The organism is Rhodococcus sp. P3_B8, assembly GCF_056402775.1.
On the sequence record NZ_JBFUGT010000097.1, the window covers coordinates 1 to 22,652 of the forward strand.

20 protein-coding genes, 1 tRNA gene and 1 pseudogene are annotated in these 22,652 nt (G+C 67.6%); 16 read left to right on the top strand and 6 right to left on the bottom strand.

Translation table 11 applies throughout. From position 1 onward, the window contains the following. Together AC1D1G_RS24830 and AC1D1G_RS24835 are read left to right on the top strand one after the other, a co-directional pair. Positions 1 to 374: pseudogene (locus AC1D1G_RS24830) on the top strand (glutamate-1-semialdehyde 2,1-aminomutase); the annotation flags it as partial. A gap of 728 nt (positions 375 to 1,102) precedes the next feature. Then, on the top strand, positions 1,103 to 1,978 hold the full coding sequence (locus AC1D1G_RS24835; RefSeq protein WP_477954079.1) for a class I SAM-dependent methyltransferase: 876 nt from the start codon (positions 1,103 to 1,105) through the stop codon (positions 1,976 to 1,978). A 76-nt stretch (positions 1,979 to 2,054) separates the two neighbouring features. On the opposite strand, the gene AC1D1G_RS24840 is transcribed toward AC1D1G_RS24835, so the two are convergent. The 3 genes from AC1D1G_RS24840 to AC1D1G_RS24850 form a co-directional block, all read right to left on the bottom strand. Next, positions 2,055 to 2,900 (bottom strand): polysaccharide lyase family 20 protein, encoded by an 846-nt coding sequence (locus tag AC1D1G_RS24840; protein ID WP_477954081.1) that lies wholly within the window; start codon positions 2,898 to 2,900, stop codon positions 2,055 to 2,057. A 296-nt stretch (positions 2,901 to 3,196) separates the two neighbouring features. After that, entirely contained in the window at positions 3,197 to 3,838 is a 642-nt protein-coding gene (locus AC1D1G_RS24845) for a ScbR family autoregulator-binding transcription factor (RefSeq protein ID WP_037203446.1), read from the bottom strand. Between the two features lie 114 nt (positions 3,839 to 3,952). Beyond that, positions 3,953 to 4,567: a TetR/AcrR family transcriptional regulator gene (locus AC1D1G_RS24850; RefSeq protein WP_206031502.1), complete on the bottom strand. Its 615-nt coding sequence runs from the start codon at positions 4,565 to 4,567 to the stop codon at positions 3,953 to 3,955. A 238-nt stretch (positions 4,568 to 4,805) separates the two neighbouring features. Between AC1D1G_RS24850 and AC1D1G_RS24855 the strand changes: the two genes are divergently transcribed. The 8 genes from AC1D1G_RS24855 (at position 4,806) to AC1D1G_RS24890 (ending at position 11,245) form a co-directional block, all read left to right on the top strand. Continuing rightward, positions 4,806 to 4,876, top strand: a tRNA-Gln gene (locus AC1D1G_RS24855). Between the two features lie 75 nt (positions 4,877 to 4,951). Further along, positions 4,952 to 6,454 (top strand): bifunctional UDP-N-acetylglucosamine diphosphorylase/glucosamine-1-phosphate N-acetyltransferase GlmU, encoded by a 1,503-nt coding sequence (glmU, locus tag AC1D1G_RS24860; protein WP_477954082.1) that lies wholly within the window; start codon positions 4,952 to 4,954, stop codon positions 6,452 to 6,454. Then, entirely contained in the window at positions 6,451 to 7,431 is a 981-nt protein-coding gene (locus AC1D1G_RS24865; protein ID WP_005255561.1) for a ribose-phosphate diphosphokinase, read from the top strand. The genes glmU and AC1D1G_RS24865 overlap by 4 nt, the downstream gene beginning before the upstream one ends. A gap of 70 nt (positions 7,432 to 7,501) precedes the next feature. After that, positions 7,502 to 8,137 (top strand): DUF2461 domain-containing protein, encoded by a 636-nt coding sequence (locus AC1D1G_RS24870; RefSeq protein WP_105413259.1) that lies wholly within the window; start codon positions 7,502 to 7,504, stop codon positions 8,135 to 8,137. A 264-nt stretch (positions 8,138 to 8,401) separates the two neighbouring features. Beyond that, positions 8,402 to 8,965 carry a hypothetical protein gene (locus tag AC1D1G_RS24875; RefSeq protein WP_283331461.1) on the top strand — a complete coding sequence of 188 codons (564 nt, stop codon included), beginning with the start codon at positions 8,402 to 8,404 and terminating at the stop codon, positions 8,963 to 8,965. Positions 8,966 to 8,990: 25 nt separating this feature from the next. Then, the gene (locus tag AC1D1G_RS24880) at positions 8,991 to 9,395 is read left to right on the top strand and encodes a hypothetical protein (protein ID WP_241961809.1); all 405 of its coding nucleotides are present in this window, start codon (positions 8,991 to 8,993) and stop codon (positions 9,393 to 9,395) included. 54 nt (positions 9,396 to 9,449) lie between these two features. Further along, entirely contained in the window at positions 9,450 to 10,670 is a 1,221-nt protein-coding gene (locus AC1D1G_RS24885) for a cytochrome P450 (protein WP_280781417.1), read from the top strand. Continuing rightward, positions 10,667 to 11,245, top strand: a complete 579-nt coding sequence (locus tag AC1D1G_RS24890) for a TetR/AcrR family transcriptional regulator (RefSeq protein WP_477954083.1) — start codon at positions 10,667 to 10,669, stop codon at positions 11,243 to 11,245. The genes AC1D1G_RS24885 and AC1D1G_RS24890 overlap by 4 nt, the downstream gene beginning before the upstream one ends. An 89-nt stretch (positions 11,246 to 11,334) precedes the next feature. Here AC1D1G_RS24890 and AC1D1G_RS24895 read toward each other — a convergent pair whose 3' ends face one another. Continuing rightward, positions 11,335 to 12,825, bottom strand: a complete 1,491-nt coding sequence (locus AC1D1G_RS24895; RefSeq protein ID WP_317568134.1) for an APC family permease — start codon at positions 12,823 to 12,825, stop codon at positions 11,335 to 11,337. Between the two features lie 241 nt (positions 12,826 to 13,066). On the opposite strand from AC1D1G_RS24895, the gene AC1D1G_RS24900 reads away from it, so the two are divergent. The 6 genes from AC1D1G_RS24900 (at position 13,067) to AC1D1G_RS24925 (ending at position 21,082) form a co-directional block, all read left to right on the top strand. After that, positions 13,067 to 15,130, top strand: coding sequence for an acetate--CoA ligase family protein (locus tag AC1D1G_RS24900; protein WP_477954084.1), 2,064 nt, complete (start codon positions 13,067 to 13,069; stop codon positions 15,128 to 15,130). Between the two features lie 34 nt (positions 15,131 to 15,164). Continuing rightward, on the top strand, positions 15,165 to 15,995 hold the full coding sequence (locus AC1D1G_RS24905; protein ID WP_477954085.1) for an SDR family oxidoreductase: 831 nt from the start codon (positions 15,165 to 15,167) through the stop codon (positions 15,993 to 15,995). Continuing rightward, the gene (locus AC1D1G_RS24910; protein WP_477954087.1) at positions 15,992 to 17,425 is read left to right on the top strand and encodes an aldehyde dehydrogenase family protein; all 1,434 of its coding nucleotides are present in this window, start codon (positions 15,992 to 15,994) and stop codon (positions 17,423 to 17,425) included. Before AC1D1G_RS24905 ends, AC1D1G_RS24910 begins: the two co-directional genes overlap by 4 nt. A gap of 79 nt (positions 17,426 to 17,504) precedes the next feature. After that, entirely contained in the window at positions 17,505 to 18,665 is a 1,161-nt protein-coding gene (locus AC1D1G_RS24915; protein ID WP_283354666.1) for an acyl-CoA dehydrogenase family protein, read from the top strand. Positions 18,666 to 18,767: 102 nt separating this feature from the next. Next, a complete protein-coding gene (locus AC1D1G_RS24920; protein WP_477954089.1) occupies positions 18,768 to 20,369 on the top strand; it encodes a 5-guanidino-2-oxopentanoate decarboxylase in 1,602 nt (533 codons plus the stop codon). A gap of 77 nt (positions 20,370 to 20,446) precedes the next feature. Next, on the top strand, positions 20,447 to 21,082 hold the full coding sequence (locus AC1D1G_RS24925) for a TetR/AcrR family transcriptional regulator (RefSeq protein WP_105413268.1): 636 nt from the start codon (positions 20,447 to 20,449) through the stop codon (positions 21,080 to 21,082). Between the two features lie 70 nt (positions 21,083 to 21,152). Here AC1D1G_RS24925 and AC1D1G_RS24930 read toward each other — a convergent pair whose 3' ends face one another. Further along, entirely contained in the window at positions 21,153 to 22,385 is a 1,233-nt protein-coding gene (locus AC1D1G_RS24930) for an FAD-dependent oxidoreductase (protein ID WP_477954090.1), read from the bottom strand. Next, the coding region (locus AC1D1G_RS24935; protein WP_477954091.1) for an oxidoreductase at positions 22,382 to 22,652 on the bottom strand (271 nt) is incomplete at its 5' end. The genes AC1D1G_RS24930 and AC1D1G_RS24935, both read right to left, overlap by 4 nt.

The following is a 22,652-nucleotide window of genomic DNA, read 5'->3' on the forward strand; positions in this document are numbered from 1 at the left end:
CGGGACAACGCTTGGCCGAGGGCGTGAACAGCGCCGCGGCAGAGCTGGGTATCGCAGACTATGTCCAAGTGATGGGACGACCATCCTGCCTCGTATTCGTCACCCGAGACCCCGAACGTCAACCATCGCAGGAGTTCCGCACACTCTTCCTCCAGGAACTGCTGTCAGGTGGAGTGCTCGGTCAATCGTTCGTCACATCCGCAGCGYACACCCCGACGGACATCACCGACACCCTCGAGGCGACCCGGAGCGCACTGCAGATCTACCGCAGAGCGATCGAAGCCGGGAGTGTGGCGGGATTCCTCCGCGGGCGGCCGGTCGCCCCCGCCCTCCGCCGGTACGCCGCACCCCGCAGGATCGGCGTTGCAGACTAATTCGTCAGCGGCAGAATTGATTTCGACGACCATGCTCCAACGCTCAATACCACAGCAGCTGAACCATGTTGACGCATTCCGCCGGGAGGGACTCGACAGAAACAAGTTCGACCCGCCGGTGCGCATCACGCGGCGAACGCCGAGACTCACCCGTTGCTCGACACTCGGAGACCCGCGCCCACGCGACGGCACCCCCGGAGACGTCGCAATACCGAAAAGCGCTCTGCGAAAATAGAATCAGCATCCGCGGCGCTGCGAAACCCATCCTCGCCGCGCCGGCTCGATTCCGCCGAATCGCCCATCGTCTGCGTACCAACCGCGTCGACACGACCTACTCCACACAAGCACTCGAGGACGCCACTGCGCGACAACGCGGGCACGTACGATCTGCGTGGACCGCTCCGATCTCCGACCGCACAGTCGCCGGCAAACCTCTTGTAACGACATTCGACGCACGCCGGAAAACCGCTCGCCGGAAGGCCTGGTACACCGCACTCCCGACCCCCGGCCCGTCAGCACAAGCGAGGCTACCGGGAAGGGTCGGACCGCACCGAATGCGTGGCAGTCCGAATGCTGTGTTGGTGAGTCGACGCGTTCGTCTCAGCCGCGGCGCCGCGGATGTCTACACTGTAAAACGTAAGTCGGATCTCCGTCCTCGGGTGATACGTCCTGGTCAGAGGTCTCGGCCGGAACCCTCACTTCACTTCACACAGGAGGTCTCGATCGACATGTCTCAACCACCGGGCGAGCCCTCGAAGGACTGGCCACCGCCAGAAGACCGAGACAGAGTTCACTGGAAAATCGAACGAGGACTGCGCGAGGAACTGTTGGCCAGCACCCCCGACACGCGCGAGTCCGTCACTCGAGATGTATACAACCGTCTGTTCGACGAGGTTCCCTGGCATAAAGCGCACGTCACAGACGCCGCTTCCGAGGAAGCCTTCGAAGAAAGCTGGTTCCAGCAGTACGGGGCACTCACTCGGCCAACTGACGCTGTGGTCGATGTAGGCTGCGGGAGAGGAGGTCTGATTCGGCGATTCGCGCCGGCCGTGCGCGAATGCATCGGTATCGACGCCTCGGACGCGATGGTGGAACTTGCGAACCAAGAGCGACCGGCCAACGCACGCTTCATGGTCGGTAGCGTGCTCGACCCACCGCTGCCGCCATCCTCGGCCGATTTCGTGATAAGCCGTCAGGTCATGGAGCACCTGCACCCTGACGATGTTCCCGAACACCTCGCCGCGGTTCTGAAGATTTTGCGGCCGGGGGGGCGCTTTCTCATCGAGACACCCAGTCGACTGACCGGCCCCTGGGACATTTCGCGCGGCTTCACTCCTGTGGCCACGGGGTTTCACCTGCGGGAATACACCAACGGGGAGTTGGGCGCCATGCTGCGCGACGCCGGCTTTCGGAGCGTACGCAGTCGCGCCGTGCCAAGTCGGATGTTGTTACACCTCGGCAGGGCGAAGCGTCACGCGTACGTGCCGGTCGCAGTCAAGGCGATCATCGAGCGTCCGCTGCAGGCGGCTCCGATCTCCGTTCGCACGAAACTCGCCGGCCCTCTCTCTGTCCGTGAAGTGCTCTTGATTGCCGAGCGCAAATAACTTGCGCCTCAGCGCAATGCGGTCGGCCGCCGGTGCGGAGTGGCCCGCAATCTGTGGAGCGACCACCGGGCACCTCCTACAGTGCCGCCTGGTCGGTGGCGCACCGGAATCCCGTGTGGAACACGACACCGGCGGGTTGCATAGGTTGCCGGTAGTAACCCTCTTTGTAGTAGACGGTGCTCGTGCCGGGAATCAGCGTGCGGACGAAGTACGTGTCGGCGCCGTTGGTGAACATCTGCGGTACGCCGTTGAGCCACAGCTTGATCCAGCCTGAAGTGTCCGACGCCGACCAATTGATCTGCATCTTCACGTCATGCCACCGACCCACGTCCAGGGGTATCTCGAAGAGGGTGAGTGTCTCCAGATAGGCGCCGGGCACGGACTGCTTCTGGACGATCAGTGACCAGTAGCCGTTCCGCTGGCCCACAGACCATGCGACCGGGGGACTTCCGACACCGACGTCCTGGTGCCACTGGTTCGTCAGCCCCCAGCCGAGGTCGGCATGGTTCTGCGGAAATCCGGGGTCGAACTTGGTGGAGAATTGATACCAAAGTGTCTGACCTTCGAATCCGCCGGTTTCGTTCCCGGCCGCCACCTCGGAACGCTCACCGTCCCCGAACGACGGGACGTCGCCGCTGCGAACCTCGAAGCGGGCCGCTCTGCCGTAGGTTCCGTCCGGGACGATGCTCGCAGAGTAACTGGGGACATAGTCCGCTCCGGAGCCGTTGTAGTCCTTTGTCTGCACCGACGGCCATTGCGAGAAGTCGCCGCTGCTGTAGTCGCCGGTGAAGGTCCGGGCCACGGGGGTGGTGAACGGCGCGGCGCTCACCCCTGTCGTCACCCCGAGCGGTGTGACCGAGATGGAAAAGACGACGGCCGCAGCGACCGCAACTGAACCAAGCGCGGAACGCAAGTGGAACATGGTGGCTCCATCAATGTGGGTGAGCGCGGCCTCCAGAGCCTTCTCTTGGCCCCCGACACAGACAAGAGAGCTATATCACTTCGATGAAGAGATTACCCACCCGGCCCGACAGAAGCTAGAGCCTCAGTTGTTGACGAATCTCGACGATGCGCAGACGAACGGCGCGCCACGGGGTTTCCCACCGTTGATTAACCCTGGACTTCGGCCGTCGTGTCGTGATGGCCAGATGCAGTTCCCGCTCCGGGTAGGAGCGCGAGGAGCGCCCGGCGGTGGAGGCACCACCGCCGGAAACGCACTCAGCGCAGCAGGCGGCGCGAGGCGAACTGCCGGAAGTACACGAGCTTCGACGGCTCGACAAGCCCGGGAAGAATGAAGTACCAGACCCGCTCCATGCGGCGCGGAAGATCGTCGAAGGCGCCGGTCGCGGTCGCGACCACATGCGCTCCCAGCAACGACCCGAGCAGAAAGGTGGAAAGCGTCCCCGTGGAGACGTCGTCCTCCGCGAGAATGTCGCCCTCCTCGACCGCTCGTGCGACGAGTCGTTCGAAACCCTGCTGCCACGAGGCCACCACGTTGCCGTGCGTCCCCTGGTAGTCGCCGATCTCGTGCTGCAGTCGCAACATCGCCGCGACGATCGGATCGGAACTCGCCGCCTCGATCGCCACGTAGGACAGAGCAACGAGCGCTTCCAGTGCCGGCGTCGGCCCGTCACTGACGGACGTCATTCCGGCCGTGAGACGGATCTGGCCTTCGTCGATGACACCGCGGGCCAGGTCTTCCTTCGAACTGAAGTGGAAGTACAACGCACCTTTGGTCACACCAGACTGCTCGATGATCTCGTTGAGACCCGCGTTGGCGTACCCGAGACGCAAAAATACGTCGGCCGCCGCCATCAGGACCGACGCCCGAGTTACCTCTGCTCGAACCTGTCTCGCCATCGACTGCCTCCCGAACAACCCCCCCGACGGGGCGCGCAAACTCCAGCGAACCCTAGCACTTGACAGGCGCAGCCCTAGTGAAGTTGAACCGCGAGTCGGAAAACGAGAACACGTTCACTGAGGCGTCGTGCGGGGCCGATCGGTGCCCAACTGGGGATCCGCCTCGAGATTGGTCAACCCGTTCCAGCACAGGTTGACCAGATGCGCGGCGACGACTTCCTTCGGAGGCGTCCGCTCGTCCAGCCACCACGTCGCGGTGGTGGACACCATACCGACCAGCGCCTGCGCGTACAGCAGTGCCAGGTCAGGATTGAAGCCACGCCGCGAAAAATCGCCGGCAAGGATGTGCCCGACCTGACCGATGGCCTCGTTGAGCAGGCTCGAGTACGTGCCGTCCGGTGCCGCCACCGGAGAGTCACGGACCAGGATGCGGAATCCGTCGGTGTGCTCCTCCACATAGGTCAGCAGCGCCAGCGCCACCCGCTCGACCCGGACCCGGGAGCGGTTCTGCTTCAGCGACGACGTCACCATCTCCAGCAGCCGCGACATCTCCCGATCCACGACCACGGCATAAAGGCCCTCCTTGCCGCCGAAGTGTTCGTAGACGACAGGCTTGGAGACGTGCGCCCGCTGCGCGATCTCCTCGATCGACGTCGCCTCGTAGCCTCGCTCGGCGAACAGCGCACGACCGATCTCGATCAACTGCTCCCGGCGTTGCGTACCGGTCATCCGGGTGCGGACCGCCCTCTCGGGGGTCGCGTCCACGTCCGTGGGTCGGGGCACCGAGGCACCATCCTTTCCTGACACTCGCGACGACGAAGTGCCGCGGGCAGCGCAGAAACACTGCAGGTAGCACCCACTCTATCGGGACGATCGAGACAAATTTCCGCAGCGGTTCGACGGGCGGCGGGTCGGCATGCGAGGATTCTCTCGCGCAAACGGGCGTGACACCCCGTGTGTGTGGCAATCCGCCGTAGTGTAATGGCAGCACCTCTGATTTTGGTTCAGATAGTTCAGGTTCGAGTCCTGGCGGCGGAGCGGAGCCTGCGGAGCGAATTCCTGCAGGCGGAGCTGTCGAGAACAGCAAGAGCAGAACGACCCAGAGGGAGCTTCATGCCAGTGCAGACCGCCGTGGTCGTCCTCGCCGCCGGCGCGGGAACTCGGATGCGGTCGAAGACCCCCAAGGTGTTGCACACCCTGGGCGGACGCACGATGCTCGCGCACTCCCTGCACGCCGCCGCGGAGGTCGATCCGACGCACCTCGTCACCGTCGTCGGGCACGACAAGGAACGCGTCGGGGCGGCCGTCAGCGCCCTCGAGACCGAACTGGGCCGTCCGATCGCGGTCGCCGTCCAGGAAGAGCAGAACGGCACCGGGCACGCCGTCGAATGCGGCCTGTCCGCTCTGCCCGCCGACTTCCGCGGGACCGTGCTGGTCACCGCAGCGGACGTCCCGCTGCTCGACGGCCACACCCTGCACGCTCTCGTCGACGAGCACCGCAGCGAGCCCACCCCCGCGGCGGTGACCGTGCTGACGTTCACCGCTCCGGAGCCCACGGGCTACGGGCGGATCGTCAGACTGCCCCACGACGGTGAGATCGCCGAGATCGTGGAAGAGGCCGACGCCACCGAGGAGCAGGCGGCCATCACCGAGGTCAACGCCGGCGTGTACGCGTTCGACGCCGAGTTCCTGCGCTCCGCGCTCGGGCAGCTCAATGCGAACAACGCGCAGGGCGAGCTGTACCTGACCGACGTCGTCAAGATCGCCCGCGAGGCCGGCGCACCCGTCTTCGCAGCCCACCTGTCCGACTCCGCGAAGGTCGCAGGCGCCAACGATCGCGTCCAGCTGTCGAAGCTGGCCGCCGAACTCAACCGCCGCACCGTCGAGAACTGGATGCGGGCCGGAGTCACCGTCGTCGATCCGTCGACCACCTGGATCGACGTCGGCGTCACGCTCGCTCGCGACGTCACCATCCATCCGGGAGTGCAACTGCTCGGCACCACCGCCGTCGGCGAGGACGCCGTGATCGGTCCCGACACCACCCTCACCGACGTGACGGTCGGCGAAGGCGCCAGCGTGGTGCGCACCCACGGCTCGGAATCGACGATCGGCGCAGGCGCCACCGTCGGCCCGTTCTCCTACCTACGTCCCGGCACCGTCCTCGGTGCGTCCGGCAAGCTCGGCGCATTCGTCGAGACGAAGAACGCCGACATCGGGGCGCACTCCAAAGTTCCTCACCTGACCTACGTGGGCGACGCCACGATCGGCGAGCACAGCAACATCGGTGCGTCGAGCGTGTTCGTCAATTACGACGGCGTCGCCAAGAGCCGTACGGTGGTGGGGTCACACGTCCGGACCGGGTCGGACACCATGTTCGTCGCTCCGGTACAGGTCGGTGACGGTGCTTACACCGGCGCCGGCACGGTGCTGCGTTTCGACGTACCACCGGGGGCACTCGCGGTCTCCGGCGGGAAGCAGCGCAATATTGACGGCTGGGTGCAACGAAATCGGCCCGGTACCGCCGCCGCCGAGGCGGCAGCCGCCGCGGGACTGCACCACAGTTCAGATCTGCACGAAACCGAGAAGCAAGATTTAAAGGATGGCATAGAGCAGTGACCGCGAATTGGATCGACAACCAGAAGAACCTCATGCTTTTTTCTGGTCGCGCGCATCCGGAGCTGGCCGAACAGGTAGCGAAGGAACTCGACGTGCGGGTCACCCCGCAGACTGCCCGTGACTTCGCGAACGGCGAGATCTTCGTCCGTTTCGAGGAGTCGGTCCGCGGCTCCGACGCCTTCGTGCTGCAGAGCCACCCGGCCCCGCTGAACACGTGGGTGATGGAACAGCTGATCATGATCGACGCACTCAAGCGCGGATCGGCCAAGCGCATCACCGCGGTCCTGCCGTTCTACCCGTACGCACGCCAGGACAAGAAGCACCGCGGCCGTGAGCCCATCTCGGCTCGCCTGATCGCCGACCTCCTCAAGACGGCAGGCGCCGACCGCATCATCACGGTCGACCTCCACACCGACCAGATCCAGGGCTTCTTCGACGGCCCCGTCGACCACATGCACGCCCAGGGTCAGCTCGCCGAGTACATCCGCGGCAACTACGGCACCGAGAACATCGCCGTCGTCTCCCCCGACTCCGGTCGCGTCCGGGTCGCCGAGAAGTGGGCCGACACCCTCGGTGGCGCGCCGCTGGCATTCATCCACAAGACACGCGACCCGCTGGTGCCCAACCAGGTGAAGTCCAACCGCGTCGTCGGTGACGTCGAAGGCCACACCTGCATCCTGATCGACGACATGATCGACACCGGTGGAACCATCGCCGGCGCCGTGAAGATCCTCAAGGAGGCCGGCGCGGGCGACGTGATCATCGCCGCCACCCACGGTGTCCTGTCCGATCCGGCGGCCGAGCGTCTCGCCGCGTGTGGTGCCAAGGAAGTCATCGTCACCAACACCCTCCCGATCGACGAGTCGAAGAAGTTCCCGACCCTCACGGTTCTGTCCATCGCGCCGCTGCTGGCTCGCACCATCAAGGAAGTTTTCGAGAACGGCTCGGTCACGTCGCTGTTCAACGGCAACGCCTAGGCGCTTCGCACCCGTGCGCCTTTTTGGTAGCTGAAGCGACCAGAAAGGCGCACGGGCGTAGCCTTTCCCTGTGTTCACCGGGATCCCCACCGCTGCTCTCGACTTCTACGAGGACCTCGAGGCAGACAACAGTAAGAGCTTCTGGACCGCGCACAAATCCGTCTACGACGACTCCGTGCGCGCACCCATGACCGCCCTGCTCGCGGAACTCGAATCGGAGTTCGGCGCGGGCAAGGTGTTTCGCCCCTACCGCGACGTCCGGTTCTCGAAGGACAAGACGCCTTACAAGACCCATCAGGGTGGATTCGTCGAAACTCGCCCCGGCGTGGGCTACTACGTGCAGATCGATGCCGCCGGGCTGTTCGTGGCGGGTGGCTTCTACTCGCATACCCCGCTGCAGGTCGGGCGTTTCCGTGACGCCGTCGACGACGACCGCAAGGGCCGCGAACTCGTCCGGCTCGTGAAGAAGGTCCGGTCGTCGGGATTCGAGATCGGCGGCGACACACTCAAGACCCGTCCTCGCGGCGTCGCCGAGGACCACCCGCGACTCGACTTGATGCGTCACAAGTCGCTCACGGCCAGCCGGAGCTACCTCTCCCCCGACTGGATCGAAACTCCCCGCGCCGCTGACGAAGTGCGCACCGCCTGGCGTTCGATGCGGCCGCTCGTGGAGTGGCTGACCACCGTCATCGGTGCCGGAGAATGAAACTTACCGGTCGGGAAAACAGGTGTGGCACACAGCGTTTGCGGAGCAGTTTGCGCGCCTCGGCATGATCTTCGTCACGCTCGGCCGCAGAACCGCAGGTCGTACTTACGGCGATGTGACTCGCACGCCCGAATTCCCCTACTGTGGCTCGTCGTGATCGACGCGCAGACTCTCTCCGGCCCTATCGATATCGCTGCAATTCGAAACGTCCGGCGTTGGTCGCCGGGGGCGTGCGTGTGGTGCGGAGACGACAACGCCGTCGAGATGTTCCGTAACGAACCTCGCTGTGGCACTTGCCGCGAGAAGGAATCGGTCATCGACGAGGCCCGCCGCTTCCTGGGCATGTACGGTCTGCGTCCGCTCGGCGGAACGTTGCAGTCGGACGACGACGAGGAGCGTGAGCACCGGGTCAACGCCCGCGACGCCCGCCGCGAACTCAACGAGATGAAGCTCGCGGAACTCCCGGACCCGGCCGCGGTGCGCAAGGCCCTTCGTCCCCGGGCGGCCAGTGTGGTGTCGGAGCCGCGCAGCACCGCTCATTCCGGAACGTCGTCGGCCGCCGCGTCGACCCGCCCGAGTGCGTCCCGCACGTCGGCCACCCCGCCGGTGGCACCGGTGCGCACCGATGTCGTCGACGTCGCCGCACTCGAATCGCGTGTCACGGGCTTGCTGGATCAGCTCTCGGCCATCGACGCCCAGATGAACCTGATCGGTGAGCCCGCCGGCCTCGCCGCGCGTGCTCGAATCAGCGACCTCGAGAAGCAGCGCGCCACCGTGCTCCGCACCCTCGCGGCTCTGGAGAAGGCCCGGATCGCAGCCGGCCAGTAGGCCATACTTTTCGGGCAGCAGCCGGGTGATACTCTCGCCCTTCATGCAGCCCGCCTCCTCACCCACCGCGCTCGTCATCGACGCGAAGAAGCCGCCGATGGGCCCGATGCTGGTGACCCCCAATGCCCGCATCAATGGCCATCCCGTGCCGCTTCGGTGGGGACACAACGAAATTCCGGCACCGCCGGGCGTGCACCACATCCAGATCTCGGTCCCGTGGATCTGGGAGCAGGGCAGGGCGCAGATCACCGTCGACAACCGGTACCACCCGGCTCCCCCGGTGTACTACGCGTCGCCGTTCAGCAGTTTCAGCAAGGGCGCCATCGACCATCGGCCGGTGAAGAATCCCGGGCTGCTCGGGTTGCTGCTCATCCTCACCCCGGTACTCGTGCTGGTCCTCGCTGTCGTGGCGTTCGCCCTGTTCGGCTAGATAGGTCACAGCCGCACCATTGACACAATGGGCAATGTGTCTCACCATCGATACATGACCGCACATGTGTCGAGTGTCTCGTTCGTGCCGAGGTCCGGACAGTCGTGGCGCGCCCCGTGGCCGATGTACGCAGGCCTGCGCGACCACGACCCCGTCCATCACGTCGTCCCCGAGGGCGCACCCGGCGACGACTACTGGGTGTTGTCCCGGCACGCCGACGTCTACGCGGCAGCCAGGGACGCCGAGACCTTCTCCTCCGCAGCCGGCCTCACCACGACATACGGCGAGCTGGAGAAGATCGGCCTGCAGGACAATCCGCCGCTGGTGATGCTCGACCCGCCCGACCACACCGCGTTCCGCCGTCAAGTGTCGAAGGGATTCACCCCTCGGCAGGTCACCGCCGTCGAGCCGGACGTCCGGGCGTTCGTGGTGGAGCGCATCGAACGACTGCGGGAGGCAGGTGAGGGCGATGTGGTGAAGGAACTGTTCAAGCCGCTGCCGAGCATGGTCGTCGCCCACTACCTCGGTGTCCCCGACGAGGACCGGGCGCAGTTCGACGGGTGGACCGAGGCCATCGTCGCGGCCAATGCGCAGGGCGACACGCTGCAGGCGACGGGTGCGGTCACCGAACTGATGGGCTACTTCACCGGACTGATCGAGCGGCGGCGCACCGACCCCGGAGACGACACGATCTCGCACCTCGTCGCGGGCGGGATGGGAGCCGACGGCGACATCACCGGCCTGCTCTCCATCCTCGGTTTCGCGTTCACGATGGTCACCGGCGGCAACGACACCACCACCGGGATGCTCGGCGGCGCAGTCCAGTTGCTCACCGAACACCGGGATCAGCGCCGCGATCTGATCGAACATCCGGAGCTCGTCGGCGACGCCGTCGAAGAATTGCTCCGGCTCACCGCCCCCGTCCAGGGCCTCGCCCGCACGGTGACCCGCGACGTCGAGATCGACGGCACCGTCGTTCCCGAGGGACGGAAGGTACTCCTGCTGTACGGCTCCGCGAACCGCGATCCGCGCCGGTTCGGACCGGATTCCGAGGTCCTGGACGTGCGTCGCAGTCCGAAGCAGATCCTCACGTTCAGCCACGGGGCCCACCACTGCCTGGGTGCGGCCGCGGCACGGATGCAGGCGCGGATCGCGCTCGAGGAACTGCTGGCCCGGTGCCCCGACTTCACCGTCGACATCGACGCCGTCGTCTACGCGGACGGCAATTACGTGCGCCGCCCGACGAGCGTTCCGTTCCGGGTGCGCGAAGCATGACCGCCGACTGGATGCGGGACGAGCGCCCCCGCCTCGCCGCCGAGCGAATCCTCGACGTCGCGGCCCAGCTGTACGTCGAGAACGGCATCGCCGCCGTCGGTATGGCCGAGGTCGCCCGGGCGGCCGGATGTTCCCGGGCCACGCTGTACCGCTACTTCGACAGCAGGCAGTCGTTGCAGCTGGCATTCGTTCACCGCGAGGCCCGGCGCATCGGCGCGCTGGTCGCGGAGGAGGTGTCCGCGGCCGGCGACCCGAAGGACGTGATCGTGGAGGCGATGCTGGCCGCGATCCGGCTGGTGCGCGCCGACCCGATTCTGGCCGCCTGGTTCCAGCTCGGCGACTCCGGCCTCGCCGCGCAGATCGCGCACTCGTCGGACGTCATCGAATCGCTGGGCACCGCCTTCCTGGGGCAGGCGGGGTTCTCCGGAGAGGAGACGTCCCGGAAGGCACGGTGGCTCGTCCGGATCATCGTCTCTCTGCTCACCGTCCCGGGCGTCGACGACACCGACGAACGCACGATGCTCGAGCAGTTCGTCGCGCCGGCACTCGCCGAGCACGACCCCGGACGCGCCTGACACCTGCCACCGCCCGGACGAACGGGACGCTCGTTCGATCTGACACAACGAGCGTCCCGTTCGTCCGGGGAAGGTCCGGGGAAGCAACGTCAGCGCACCGCGCCCGCGTGCTCGTCGGCATCGACCTCGAGAGTCGTCTTCCGGTCGGACTCACCGATCCGCGCGAAGACGAGCGGCTTGCGGAGCCGCAGGTAGCAGTACAGGGCGATGTAGCCGAGCACGGTCGCGAAGAAGATCCACGCGACCACACCTCGCGCTCCGGACGGGAACGGGTTGAAGCTGTACCAGTACACGAGCACGGACCCGATCGCGGCGAGGACGGTCGCCAGTCCGATACCCAGGCGCAGCGACCGCGACCGGATCGCGCAGTAGCCGGCCGCCAGTGCTGTGAGTCCGTAGGCGGCGATCAGCATGTAGCCGGCGTACGTCCCGAGCAGGCCGTACGACGTCTCCGCCGCGGTCACCACCACGCCGAGGAGCCCGGCCACCAGGTAGATGACGCCGAGGGTGGTCACCGCACCGACGGGAGTTCCGTGGCGGGCGCTGACCTTGCCGAGGCGAGCGGGCAGCAGACCGTCGCGGGCCAGGGTGTACACGGTCCGGCTGGTGCCTGCCATGACTCCGAGAGTGGATCCGAAGAAGCTGATGGCGACACCGATGTCGATCAGGTAGCCGAGCCATCCGACGCCGTTGTGCTCGGCCAGGGTGTCGAGGGGTGCGTTCATGTTGTCGATCGGCAACCCGCGGAAGCCGAGCACGATGATGTAGGTGGCGACGATGTAGAGCACCCCGCAGGCCAGGACCGACCCGACAACGGCGAAGCTGATGGCCCGCTTGGGATGACGCGCCTCCCGACCCAAGGTGGCGGCGTGGTCGAATCCGGCGAGGGAGAACACGGAGAAGCCCGCGGTCGCGAGTATCGCTGTGGCACTGAAGCCGTGGAAGTCGAACTGCCTGCTGTCGATCGCACCGGTGTCCGAATTCGCGAGGACCACGATCAGGAGCACGACGATCACTGCCACCGTGAAGAATTCGATCACCAGCAGCAGCTTCGCGGACAGCTTCACCTCACGAAGGTTCAGGGCGGTCACCGCGACCGCGACGGCCCCGGCGCAGATGCCCAGCGTCCACGTGCTCGCGGGCAGACCCACCTTCTGGAGGAATGCGTCGAGGTAGATCGCCGAACCGATCACGCACGCGGGTCCCGCGACGAGTGACGACGCGAGGTGGGTGACCATGACGAAGAATCCGGCCGGTTTGCCCGCCGCGCGAGCCGCGAGTCCGTACGTTCCGCCGGTGGTGGTGAAGCGTTTGGCCAGCCAGCCGATGCCCCCGGCGAACCCGAGGACCAGCACCGAGGTCACGGCCCAGGTGATCCAGCTGAGGTTGCCGGCGATCGTGACGACGACACCGATCGCGAGGGCAAGCGTGGACGCGGGCGCCAGAATGCCGAGCGATACGCCGAACACTGCCCACGTCGGGAGGATTCCGCGCGGCAGCTGACCGTCCTCGGCGTCGGTGCTTCCCGCCGAGGACATCATCGTGTCCTCCGTGGTCGATCCATCGTGCACAGTCTTCATGAACGCTCCTCGCGGATGACAGGACAGAGGGTGTCGGATAGTTGGCTGGTCGGCCAGTTATGAATCATCGTGAGGGCGATCACACTCGATGTCAAGAGCGCATCGCCTCCCGAGCGGCACCCGCCGCGACAGCGACGAGTGGGTTGACAGCCCCTGTGAGTGCCGCCACAATCTAAATTGACTGATGCGCCAGTTATCTATTTTCCGATCGACAGCACCACGAGATCGAGGAGAGTCCCCTATGACCACTGTGGTGGCCGAGTCCGTCACACAACTGAGCCTGTTCTCCGACCCCGCCTCGGTGGCCGTCGTCGGCGCCTCCGCCGATCCCGCGAAGTGGGGTTACTGGCTGGCGAGTGGCGCCCTGACCGGCGAGCACCGCCGCCGAGTCCATCTGGTCAACAGGAGAACCGACACCCTGCTCGAACGCCAGTGCCACCCGAGCCTGTCGGCCCTCCCCGAGGTCCCCGACCTGGTCGCTCTCTGTGTGCCTGCGCCGTTCGTCTCGGACGTGGTGGACGAGGCCCTCGCACTCGGCGTCCGCGGGTTCCTCGGCATCACCGCAGGCGTTCCCGGCGAAACCGAACTCGCGGCCCGGATCCGAAGTGCCGGAGCACGACTCGTCGGCACCAACAGTCTCGGCATCTACGACAGCGCCACCGACCTCTCGCTGGCGTGGGGACGGTTCACACCGGGGCCGCTCGCGATCATCTCGCAGAGCGGGCAGCTCGGCTCCGAACTCGCCGCGCTCGGCGCCCGGCACGGCGTGGGCGTCTCCCGGTTCGTCTCCATCGGTAACCAGTCCGACGTCACCGCCGCCGAACTGCTCGCCGATCTCGGCGGCCACGACCCGACGCGCGTGATCGCCCTGTACCTCGAAAGCTTCAGCGACGGTGAATCCCTGTTCCGGACGTTGCGCGCCCTGCGCGACACCGGACGACCGACCCTGCTGCTGACGGTCGGCGCCAGCGCCGCGAGCACGCGTCTGGCGCGCTCCCACACGGGCTCGCTCACCTCTGCCCTGGATGTCGTCGACGCCGCGTGCCGCGCAGCGGGAGTGCTCCGCGTGAGCACCCCCGACGAGTTGATCACCGTCGCCCGGGCATTCCTCTCCACCACCGTTCCCGCCGGCAACCGCGTCGCCATCGTCGGCGACAGCGGCGGGCAGTGCGCGATCGCCGCGGACGTGACGAGCGCGAGCGCCTTGACCGTTCCCGACTTCTCCCCCGCGCTCGCCGAATCCGTTGCCCTGCAACTACCGAACGGTGCGGCCAGCAACAACCCGGTGGACCTCGCCGGGGCGGGCGAGCAGGATCTGGGAAGTTACGCGAGCGTCGTCGAACATCTCCTCCGTGCCGACGAGTCGGACGCCGTGGTGCTCACCGGGTATTTCGGCTGCTACGCGCGGGACGCGCCCACTCTCGCCGAACACGAAGCGGCCGTGGCCGAACGGATCGGCCGGGCGTCCGCGGAGACCGGCAAACCCGTCGTCGTCCACACCATGGCTCCGGAATCGAGCACCGCACAGGCGTTGTGGCGGCACGGCGTCCCCGTGTTCGACACGGTCGACTCCGCGGTCCGCGCCCTGTCCGGGCTGTCCCGCCTGCAACCGCCGCAACCGTCGAATCACGTCCTCTCCTGGCCCGTTCCACGGGGCGGACTCCGGCCCGGATACTGGGCCGCGCGTGAACTCCTCACCGAACTCGGTGTCGCTTTCCCCGACGGCGGCATCGTGCACACCCGCGAGGAGGCGATCGAAGTGGCCGGCCGTCTGCGGGCCCCGTTCGTCCTCAAGGCGAGTTGGCTCGAGCACAAGAGCGAGGCGGGCGGCGTCGCGGTCGGCATCGACGGACCCGAACAACTGGCGCGCACCTTCGCGAACATGCACTCACGACTCGGCGACGGCGACTACGTGCTCGAGGAGCAGGACACCCGGGCGGGCACCGTGGAGATCCTGGTCGGCGCGCGCCGTGATCCCGACCTCGGTCCGGTGATCGTGGTGGGCGCCGGCGGCACCGAAACCGAAGTGCTCCAAGACATCTGTCTCGAATCGGCCCCCGTCGGACCTGGCGATGCCCTCGCGATGCTCGAACGCCTCCGCTGCATGCCGCTTCTCCGCGGGTGGCGGGGACGCCCCGCGGTGTCCGTCGACGGCGTGGTCGACGTGATCACGCGGGTGTCCTGGTTGATCGCGGAACGGTCCGACATCGCCGAGATCGAATTGAATCCGGTCCGCGTCGCCCCGGACGGAGCGCTCACCGTCGACGCGCTCGTCGTGGCCGCCGAACCGGCCCCAGCCCCGTGAACCCGCATCCCGAGACAGCACAGGAGAACATGCGATGACCCAGACCCACTCCCCCGGCCTCGTCCCGAACACCGCCGACGAATTCGAAGACCGCGTCGCCGTCGTCACGGGTGGCGGCTCCGGAATCGGACGCGCCGTCGCGATGCGGTGGGCGGCCGCAGGCGGCACCGTCGTCGTCTTCGGCCGCAGGCAGAACGCGCTCGAGGACACCGTCCGGGCGGCCGAGCAGGTCGGCGGGAAAGCCCGGGCCGTGGTGTGCGACGTGCGGGATTCCGACGCCGTGGACGCCGCAATCGACGGTGTGGTCGATCGCTACGGCCGCCTCGACGCGCTCGTCAACAACGCCGCAGGCAACTTCGTGGTTCCCAGCGAGGACCTCTCGCCGGGCGGGTGGAAGGCTGTGGTGGACATCGTCCTGAACGGCACGTTCTACTGCACCCGCGCGGCGGGCCGCCACATGCTGGCGACCGGTCGCGGCACCATCCTCAACACCATCGCCAGCTACGCGTGGCACGGTCATCCCGGCACCGTCCACAGTGCGGCAGCCAAGGCGGGTGTCGTCGCGATGACGCGCACGCTGGCCGTGGAATGGGGCGGACGCGGCGTCCGGATCAACTGCATCGCACCGGGACCGACCGAAACCGAGGGAGCCGGGGCGGCCCTGTGGCCCACCGAGCAGGATCGCGCCCGAGTGCTGTCGAGTGTCCTGGCTGCTCGCTTCACGACGCCGGAGGAAGTCGCCGAATCCGCGGCCTTCCTGCTCAGCGACCGCTCCGGCTACGTCACCGGCGAGGTCCTCGTCACCGACGGCGGCCAATGGCTCGGCAAGTCCGTGTACACGGACTCGCGAGCGGCGGCCCGATGACCACCACGATTCACACCACGTGGGACCGCAACTCGATCCTCGTCGGCGGGGACTGGATTCCCGTCACCGACTGCACGCAGGTGCACGACCCGGCCACCGAGTCCGTGATCGGCCGGTCGGCGTCGGCCGGTGCCGACCACGTCGACGCGGCCGTCTCGGCGGCACGTTCCGCCGGAACAGCGTGGGGTGCACGCGCTCCCGGGGATCGCGCCGACATCCTCGACGACCTGTGCACCCACCTGCGTGCGCGGAGGCAGCTCCTCGTCGACACCACCGTCGCGGAAGTGGGAGCCCCGGTGACCGTGGCCGAGGAAGCGCACATCGACCTCGGGATCGAGATCCTCGCGTCGTATGCCCGGCTCGCCAGGGACCTTCCCTTCCGGGAACGGCTGGGCCGGACGCTGCTGTTGCGCCGCCCCGCGGGTGTCGTCGCGTGCATCACGCCGTGGAACTACCCCTTCTACCAGCTCGCGGCCAAGGTGGGAGCGGCTCTCGCGGCGGGATGCACCACCGTCGTCAAGCCGGCCGAACTCACCCCACTGTCCACCTACCTGTTCGCCGACGCCGCACTCGATGCCGGCGTTCCGCCCGGGGTTCTGAACCTGGTTCCGGGCAGCGGTCGAACGGTGGGGGCCGCGCTGGCCGCGCATCCCGGGGTCGATGTGGTGTCCTTCACCGGCTCCACCGCCGTCGGCAGGGACGTCGCGCACGCCGCCGCCGAATCCCTGAAACGCGCGTGCCTCGAACTCGGTGGCAAGTCGGCCTCCGTGGTGCTCGGCGATGCCCCACTGCCGGCGGCGGTCACCGCGACCGTCGACGCCGCCATGCTCAACTCGGGTCAGACGTGCAGCGCGTGGACTCGTCTGCTCGTGCCGCGCACACGGTACGAGGAGGCGGTCGAACTCGCCGCCGATCACGCCGGCACGTTGCGGGTGGGTGATCCCCGGGATCGCGCGACGCAACTCGGCCCGGTGATCTCGGCTGCGCAGCGACGATCGATCGCGGAGGCGGTCGACGCGGCGGTCGCCGGCGGGGCCCGTCTGGCAGCGGGGGGTTCCGGTATGCCCGCAGGCCTCGAAACGGGCCACTACCTGCGGCCGACCGTGCTCGCCGACGTCGGACCGCACGACCCGATCGTGCGCAACGAGATCTTCGGGCCGGTGCTGGTCGTCCTCCCGCACGACGGCGACGAGGACGCGATCCGGCTCGCCAACGACAGCGACTACGGGCTCGGCGGCGCCGTGTGGTCGGCCGACCCGGAACGGGCTCTGGGCGTCGCGGCCCGGATGGACACCGGTCAGGTCGACATCAACGGCGCCCCGTTCAACCCCGAGGCCCCGTTCGGCGGCTGGAAGTCCTCCGGCCTGGGCCGGGAGCTCGGCCGGTTCGGCGTCGAGGAGTTCACCGAGCTGACGGCGGTGCAGCGCTGACCCGACGCACCCCACACCCCACGCCCCACACCCCAGTCCCACACAGACACAACCGTATTCGAAGCGAAGGAACCGCGATATGACCACCACCAACATCCCCGCCTGGCCCCTGACCGACGAGCAGAAGCAGATCATCGAGCTGTGCCGGGACTTCGCGCAGAAGGAGATCCGGCCCCGCGGCCGGGAGGTCGACGAGGCGGATGTCGTGACGCCCGTCGACATATTCGCCAAGGCCGCCGCGGTCGGCATCACCGACTTCATGATCCCCGAGGAGTTCGGCGGAGGCGGAATGGGCGACGTCTTCACCCAGTGCCTGGTGCAGGAGGAACTGTGCTGGGGTGACCCCGGCATCGGAAACCTCGTGTGCTCCAACGGCTTCTTCTCCGATCCGATCATGGTCCTCGGCACCGAGGAGCAGAAGAAGCAGTGGCTCGGCCCCCTCACCGGTCCGAACGCCCCGATGACCTCGCTGGCCACCACCGAACCGGGATCCGGCTCGGATGCGGCGTCGATCGTCACCACGGCCGAGCGCGTCGACGGCGGCTACCGGCTGGGCGGGCAGAAGTCGTGGATYTCCAACGCCGGCGCCGCCCAGTTCTACGTCGTGTTCGCCAAGACCGACCGCACGCAGCGGTCCGGTGGCGTCTCCGCATTCCTCCTCGAAAAGGGCGCCGAGGGAATGACCTTCGGTGAGCCGATGAAGAAGATGGGACAGCGCGCCATCGTGTGCCGGGAGATCTTCTTCGACAACGTGTTCGTCCCCGAGGAGAATCGTCTCGGCGAGGAAGGACAGGGTTTCTACGGTCTGATGGGCACATTCGACATCTCCCGGGTCGTGCTCGGGGCGGCCGCCGTCGGCGCCGCCCGGGCCGCCTACGAGTACGCCCTCGACTACGCGAAGACACGGAAGCAGTTCGGCGTGCCGATCATCGAGCATCAGGCCGTCGCGTTCCGGCTGGCAGACATGGCGACGCGGATCGAATCCGCCCGGCTGCTCGTCCATCACGCCGCCCGCATCATCGACAGCGGCGGCAACGCCCGGGGCATCGCCGCCATGGCGAAACTGACCGCGTCCGAAACCGCCATGTTCGTCACGCACGCCGCGGTGCAGACGCTCGGCGGTTGGGGCTATTCCCGCGAGTACCCCGTCGAGCAGTGGATGCGCGACGTGAAACTGGAGGAGATCGAGGAAGGCACGTCCGACATCATGAAGCTCGTCATTTCCCGGAACCTGGACTGAGCCGCGCGGGTGCGGGACGCGGAGACGCCTTCGCCCCGCACCCGCCCGGGTACCCGCGCACCATCCGCACACGAACACTGCACAGCCCATGGGAGGGCATCGATGACAAGCCAGAACGGCGGCCAGGCACTCGTCGCCTCGCTCGCCGCACACGGAGTCGACACGGTCTTCGGAATTCCGGGCACCCACAACCTCGCCGTCTACGCCGCCTTGGCCGACTCGCCGATCCGCTCCGTCCTGACCCGGCACGAGCAGGGAGCCGGCTACGCCGCCGACGGATATGCCCGCGTGACGGGCAAACCCGGCGTGTGCCTGACCACCACCGGCCCCGCCATCCTCAATGCCGCTGCCGCAGCGGCGCAGGCGTGGTCGGATTCGGTCCCGGTTCTCTTCATCTCACCGGCCCTGCCACTCACCCACCCGGGGAGGGGAAACGGCTACCTCCACGAGGTGAAGAATCAGCAGGCCGCGCTCGAGGCGATCGTGTCCTACAGCCACCGGGTCACCAGTGTCGCCGAGATCCCCCGCGCAATCACCTACGCCTTCGCCGCCATGAGCTCCGGCAGACCGCGACCGGTGCACATCGAGATCCCCGTCGACATCCTCGACGCGGAAGCCGACGTCCGGATCGTGGCACCGGTCCAGTCCGCTCCGCTCGCCGCTCCCCAGCACGCGGTGACCGACGCGGCACAGCGTCTCGCCGCCGCACAGTCTCCCGTACTGGTCGTGGGCGGCGGGGCCCGCTCGGCGGCGCCGCAGGTCCGCGCCCTCGCCGAACGTCTGTCCGCTCCCGTGGTCACGACGACCAACGGGAAGGGAGTCCTCGACGAGGACCACCCACTGTCGGTGGGAGCCGGCGTTCACCATCCGTCGGTCCGCGCCGTGCTCGAGGCCGCCGACTGCGTTCTCGCGATCGGGACGGAGTTCGCACCCTCCGATTTCTGGTACGGCCCGGTCGAACTGGACCACAAGCTGATTCGCATCGACGTCGACCCGACGTCGATGACCACGAACGCCGATCCCGCCATCCGCCTGCTGGGCGATGCCGGGATCACGGTGTCGCAACTGTTCGACGTCACGAAGATGCGGGAGGATCCCGGCGCCTGCGAGCGGGCCGCGTCGCTCCGACGGGGACTGCGTGCCGATGCCGCCGCCGAGGGCGCTCCGTGGCTGGACATGATGACCGCCATCGCACCGGTCGTCGACGAATCCAYGGTGATCGCCGGGGACAGCACGATGGCCTGCTATTACGGTGCGCTGTCGAACCTCACCGTGCACCGCCCCGGCGGATTCCTGTACCCGACGGGACAGGGGACGCTGGGATACGGTCTGCCCGCGGCGATCGGCGCGTCCGTCGCCGACCCGGACGCGCGGGTCCTGGCGATCCTCGGCGACGGCGGGGTGATGTTCACCCTTCCCGAGCTCGCGACCGCGGCGCAGCTTCGATTGCCGCTGCCCATCGTCGTCGTCGACAACGGCGGTTACGGCGAGATCCGCAACGAGATGGCGGACCGCGGCGACACCGTCCACTCGGTAGCCCTCGGCGGCATCGACTTCCCCGCCGTGGCGCGGGCGATGGGATGTCACGGACGAGCCGTCGAGTCCCCCGCGGCGCTGACGGACGCGATCGCGGCGGCGTTCGACGCGGATCGCCCGACCCTCCTGCACATCCGTGAGAACAGCAGGGCAACGCAGCAGGGGTGACGGCTACGCTGGTTCGGCCGAACTCTCGACTACGGTCTCTGTAGACGAGACGTCACATCCTAGGAGTTGAGAGCGCGATGCCACGCCCCAGCGTTGAAGCGGAACGTCGAGAACAGATCCTTCAAGCGACGTGTGAAGCCATCGCCGAGCTCGGCTTCCGCGCCGTCCGGATCGCCGACGTCGCGACACGGGCCGGGGTGAGCAACGGGACGATCCACTACTACTTCGATTCCAAGGATGCGCTGCTGCATGCGGCGTTCCAGTTCAACTTCGAGCACTCGCTGGAACGACGGCGATGGATCATGGAGAAGAGCGACGTCCCGCTCGTGCGGCTCCACCGGCTCGTGGAGTCGTACCTGCCCGCCGGGCCGGAGACGATCACGGCCTGGCGGGTGTGGGTGGAGCTGTGGGCGTCCGCGCTCGGCAACGTCGAACTCCAGGAGCTCAACGACACCGTGTACGGAGAGTGGCGCGGGGTGGTCCGGGAGACCGTCGAGGCCGGTGTCGAGCAGGGCGCTCTGCGGGTGAAGGATCCCGGGGCCGCCACCGACATGCTCCTCGGCCTTCTCGACGGCCTCGCGATCCAGGTGCTCACCGGTTCCACCCTGATGACTCCGACGCGGATGCGGGCGGTGTGCGACGACTTCATCGACGCCATCACCGTCGACAAGCACCGGGTCGCGTCGACCGCCCGCAAACGCACCGCCAAGTAACCGTCAGAGCGCCGATGCGACGGTGAGCCCTTCCAGCACAGCTTCTTCCACGGTGCGCGGCGACAGGCAGTCACCGACGGCATGGATCCGCTCCCGCGGGAACCCGTCGACCTCCAGCAGGTCGGTGACCGACGCATGTCCCTGGGCGAGAACGACTGCGCTGACACCGTCGACCAGCACGGGGCCGTTCGGTGAGCGTGTGCTGCAGATAGGCCGTGTCGTCGTCCGCGCCGCGCAAGCGGACGTTGGGAAGGATCTCGACCTTCGCCTGCACCGCCGCGGCCACCATCGCGTTCCGCACGTACTGCTGGAGGTGTTCGCCCGCAGCGTATCCGGTGACCGCGAGCGTGACGCGGTGGCCGAGCCGGGCGAGGTGGTTCGCGACACCCAGCCCGATCCAGTCGCCGCGCCAATCGGCGACGAGGACCCTGCCGGCGGGGAGTGTGCGCCCGCGGATCACGTCCCACGCCTCCACCAGATGAGGCTCGTCGAGCGTCTCGATCCCGGGGCGGAACGGCCTCGCACCGGTCGCGACGATCAGCTCGTCGGGTTGCTCCGACCTGACCAGTCCGGGATCGACCGTCGTCCCGGTCACGAACCGCACACCCGCCCGGCGTGCCTCCCCCTCCAGGTTGGTGACGGCGCCACCGAACTCGCTCCTGCCCGGCAGCAGTTCGGCCAGCAGCACCTGGCCTCCCACCCGGGGCGCCGCCTCGTACAGGGTCACCCGGTGCCCACGCTCCGCGGCCACCGCGGCCGCTTTCAGCCCACCCGGTCCGCCGCCGATCACCATGACGCTCTTCGGCCGGCGTGTGATCTGCAGAGTTCCGAAACGCACTTCGCGGCCGGTCTCCGGATGCTGGATGCACGAGATCGCGCACCCTCGCTGGAAATGCCCCATGCACGCCTGATTGCAGCCGATGCACGCGCGAATCGAATCGACCTCGCTGCGTTCGGCTTTCGCGGGCATCGCGGGGTCGCAGATGAGGGCGCGGGTCATCGCACACGCGTCGGCCTGCCCCTGCGCGATCACTGTGTCTCCCTCGTGCGGTTGATTGATCCTTCCCGCCACGATCACCGGAACCCGGACCACCGATTTGACGGCCGCGGCCAGCGGAGCGGTGTAGGCGGCGGACTCGGTCATCGGGGCGGCGATGTGCACCGCGCCCGACAGACTCGACGAACTCCCGGCGCACACACTGACGTAATCGAGCAGTCCGTCCGCGTCCAGCGACGCGCACACCGCCTGCGATTCGTCCGGCCGCAGTCCGTCGTTGCCCATCTCGTCGCCGGAAATCCTCATCCCGACCACGAGTCGCGGCCGACCGCCGCACGGACGGCCGCGAGTGCGGCGCGGAGGAATCGCTGGCGATTCTCCGCCGACCCGCCGTACTCGTCCGTGCGGAGGTTGGTGCGGGGGTTGAGGAACTGTGCCGGTAGATAGCCGTGGCTCGCGACGATCTCGACGCCGTCGAGTCCGGCGCGCTGCAGTCTCCGTGCAGCGTCGCCGTACCCCCGCACGACCGCGTCGATCTCGCCCGCCGTCATCGCTCTCGGCATCACGTGGAAG

Bases quoted from the DNA above. Each gene is read 5' to 3' on its own strand.
- AC1D1G_RS24835 (WP_477954079.1), top strand. From the start codon at position 1,103: ATGTCTCAACCACCGGGCGAGCCCTCGAAGGACTGGCCACCGCCAGAA.
- AC1D1G_RS24840 (WP_477954081.1), bottom strand. From the start codon at position 2,900: ATGTTCCACTTGCGTTCCGCGCTTGGTTCAGTTGCGGTCGCTGCGGCC.
- AC1D1G_RS24845 (WP_037203446.1), bottom strand. From the start codon at position 3,838: ATGGCGAGACAGGTTCGAGCAGAGGTAACTCGGGCGTCGGTCCTGATG.
- AC1D1G_RS24850 (WP_206031502.1), bottom strand. From the start codon at position 4,567: ATGACCGGTACGCAACGCCGGGAGCAGTTGATCGAGATCGGTCGTGCG.
- glmU (WP_477954082.1), top strand. From the start codon at position 4,952: ATGCCAGTGCAGACCGCCGTGGTCGTCCTCGCCGCCGGCGCGGGAACT.
- AC1D1G_RS24875 (WP_283331461.1), top strand. From the start codon at position 8,402: ATGTTCCGTAACGAACCTCGCTGTGGCACTTGCCGCGAGAAGGAATCG.
- AC1D1G_RS24885 (WP_280781417.1), top strand. From the start codon at position 9,450: ATGACCGCACATGTGTCGAGTGTCTCGTTCGTGCCGAGGTCCGGACAG.
- AC1D1G_RS24890 (WP_477954083.1), top strand. From the start codon at position 10,667: ATGACCGCCGACTGGATGCGGGACGAGCGCCCCCGCCTCGCCGCCGAG.
- AC1D1G_RS24895 (WP_317568134.1), bottom strand. From the start codon at position 12,825: ATGAAGACTGTGCACGATGGATCGACCACGGAGGACACGATGATGTCC.
- AC1D1G_RS24900 (WP_477954084.1), top strand. From the start codon at position 13,067: ATGACCACTGTGGTGGCCGAGTCCGTCACACAACTGAGCCTGTTCTCC.
- AC1D1G_RS24905 (WP_477954085.1), top strand. From the start codon at position 15,165: ATGACCCAGACCCACTCCCCCGGCCTCGTCCCGAACACCGCCGACGAA.
- AC1D1G_RS24910 (WP_477954087.1), top strand. From the start codon at position 15,992: ATGACCACCACGATTCACACCACGTGGGACCGCAACTCGATCCTCGTC.
- AC1D1G_RS24925 (WP_105413268.1), top strand. From the start codon at position 20,447: ATGCCACGCCCCAGCGTTGAAGCGGAACGTCGAGAACAGATCCTTCAA.
- AC1D1G_RS24930 (WP_477954090.1), bottom strand. From the start codon at position 22,385: ATGAGGATTTCCGGCGACGAGATGGGCAACGACGGACTGCGGCCGGAC.